This window comes from Micromonospora sp. BL1 (genome assembly GCF_003667485.1).
Taxonomy (GTDB): Bacteria; Actinomycetota; Actinomycetes; order Mycobacteriales; family Micromonosporaceae; genus Micromonospora; species Micromonospora tulbaghiae.
Genome location: NZ_RCVK01000067.1, coordinates 1 through 2,457, shown reverse-complemented (window position 1 = coordinate 2,457; position 2,457 = coordinate 1). Strand labels below are relative to the sequence as shown.

At 79.0% G+C, this 2,457-nt stretch carries 3 protein-coding genes; all 3 read left to right on the top strand.

Features of this window, described 5'->3' with window-relative positions:
- On the top strand, positions 1–311 hold a 311-nt coding region (locus tag EAD96_RS00405), incomplete at its 5' end, for an SAV_6107 family HEPN domain-containing protein (RefSeq protein WP_255498951.1).
- A 140-nt stretch (positions 312–451) separates the two neighbouring features.
- Positions 452–1,213: a hypothetical protein gene (locus tag EAD96_RS00400; RefSeq protein WP_121682872.1), complete on the top strand. Its 762-nt coding sequence runs from the start codon at positions 452–454 to the stop codon at positions 1,211–1,213.
- Positions 1,210–2,457, top strand: a 1,248-nt coding sequence (locus EAD96_RS00395) for a DNA polymerase Y family protein (RefSeq protein ID WP_147457812.1), incomplete at its 3' end; no start/stop codon positions are given. The genes EAD96_RS00400 and EAD96_RS00395, both read left to right, overlap by 4 nt.

Genomic DNA, 2,457 nt, shown 5'->3' with positions numbered 1-2,457 from the left:
GCCCCGCACCCACCCGCCGGCACCGGATCACCAGCGTCTGGGTGCTGCTCGCCACCGTCGCCCCCGAGCTGGACGAGTGGGCCGCCTACTTCGCCGCCGGCGCGAGCAAGCGGGCCGCCGCCGAGGCCGGCATCCCCCGCGTGGTCACCGCCCGGGAGGCCGACGACCTGCTGCGCGCCGCCGAGGAGTTCGTGACGGTGGTGGAGACCGCGCTCGGCCTGGCACACCAGCCGGCGCTCGACGGCCTGCCCCGCCCGCTGCGGCTCGGCACCTCCGACTCCCCGCCCCGGCCCGGAGCAGCCGCCGCCTGATTCGTGGCGCCCGGCCACCACCGGCGGGACCCCGGGTGGCCGGGCGCCGCACCCACGGCACACGCGTGCCGCGCACGACACGATCCACAGCACCATCCACGGGTGAGGCCCGTGGCGAAACACGACGGGGGGTTGGTCCGATGGCGGGCCGCATGGTGGTCGGTTCCGCCGCCCTGGCCGATCTGGTCCGGCCGGCGAGCGCACCCGACCCGGCCGGCGGCCACCGGGTGCTTCCCGTCCGGGCCGAGCTGACCGGGCTGCTGCCCAACCGCGGCCTGCGGCGCGGCAGCACCGTCGCGGTCGGCGCCGGGCAGCCCCGGCGCAGCGGCGCCACCTCGCTGATCCTCGCGTTGCTCGCCGAGGCGTCCCGGGCCGGCTCGTGGTGCGCCGTGGTCGGCGTACCCACCTTCGGGGCCGGCGCGGCGGCCGAGGCGGGCATCGCCCTGGACCGGCTGGCCCTGGTGCCCGACCCCGGGCCGGAGTGGCCCACTGTGGTCGCCGCGCTCATCGACGGGGTCGACGTGGTGGTCACCGCCGTGCCGGCCACCGTCTCCGCCTCGGTCGCCACCCGGCTGGCCGCCCGTGCCCGGCAGCGCGGAAGCGTGCTCGTCCCGTACGGCCGGTGGGACGGCGCGGACGTCACGCTCCAGGTGGTCCGGGGCGTCTGGCAGGGGCTCGGCCCCGGTCGCGGCCGGCTGCGCCGCCGCGAGGTGACAGTCTCGGCCCGGGGCCGGGGCGCCGCCGCCCGTCCCAAGGAGATCAAGGTGTGGCTGCCCGGCGACGAACTGACCCGGGTGATCCCCCGCTCGGCCGGGCTCGGCGCCCCGTCCGCCACGCCGTCACGCCGGCTGCGCGTGGTCGCCCCACCCGCCCGTACGCTCGCCGCGTCCGGTCCGGCGTGAGCGGCTTACCGCAGCGGACGCTGCTGCTCTGGTGCCCGGACTGGCCGGTCCTCGCCGCCGAGATCGTCGACGGGGTGCCTGCCACCGACCCGGTCGTGGTGCTGCACGCCAACCGGGTGATCGCCTGCTCCGAACGGGCCCGCGCCGAGGGGATCCGGCGCGGGCTGCGCCGCCGCGAGGCGCAGGGGCGCTGCCCGCACCTCACGGTGGTCGACCACGACCCCGGCCGGGACGTGCGCGCGTTCGAACCGGTGGTGGCCGCCGTGGAGGAGGTGGTCGCCGGCGTCGAGGTGATCCGGCCCGGCGCCTGTGCCACGGCGGCCCGGGGGCCGAGCCGCTACCTCGGCGGCGAGGAGGCGGCGGCCGAGCGGATCGTGGAGCACGTCGCGCAGAGCTGCGCGGTGGAGAGCCAGGTCGGCATCGCCGACGGGGTGTTCGCGGCCGGGCTGGCCGCCCGGGAGGGGCGGATCGTGGCCCCCGGCGGCACCCGCGAGTTCCTGGCCGCCCGGCCGGTCGAGGCGCTCGGCCGGCCCGCCCTGGCCGACCTGCTGCGCCGGCTCGGCGTCCGCACCCTCGGCGACTTCGCGGCGCTGCCGGCCGGGGACGTGCTGGCCCGGTTCGGCTTCGACGGGGCGCTGGCGCACCGGCTCGCCGGCGGCCGGGACGACCGCCCACTCGCGGTCCGGCAGCCACCCGCCGACCTCACCGTCACCGCCGACTACGACGAGCCGATCGACCGGGTCGACGCCGCCGCGTTCGCCGCCCGCACGCTCGCCGAGCGGCTGCACGAGCGGCTGGCCGGGTACGGGCTGGCCTGCACCCGCCTCGGCATCGAGGCGGTCACCGCGCACGGCCAGGAACTGCACCGGGTCTGGCGGCACGACGGCCTGCTCACCGCGGCGGCCATCGCCGACCGGGTCCGCTGGCAGCTCGACGGCTGGCTCTCCGGCAGCAACGGCCGGGGCGGGACGCGTCCGGCCCGCCCCACCGCCGGGATCGTCCGGCTGCGACTGGTGCCCGACGGGGTGCTCGCCCAGGCGGGCCTGCAACCCGGGCTGTGGGGTGAGACCGGTGAGGAGCGGGAGCGGGCGCACCGCGCGCTGAGCCGGGTACAGGGCATCCTCGGTCCCGAGGCGGTGGTCACCGCGGTGCTCGGCGGCGGGCGGTCCCCGGCCGACCAGGTGCGCCTCGTGCCGTGGGGCGACGAGCGGGTGTCCGCGCGCCCCGGCCCGCAACCCCTGCCC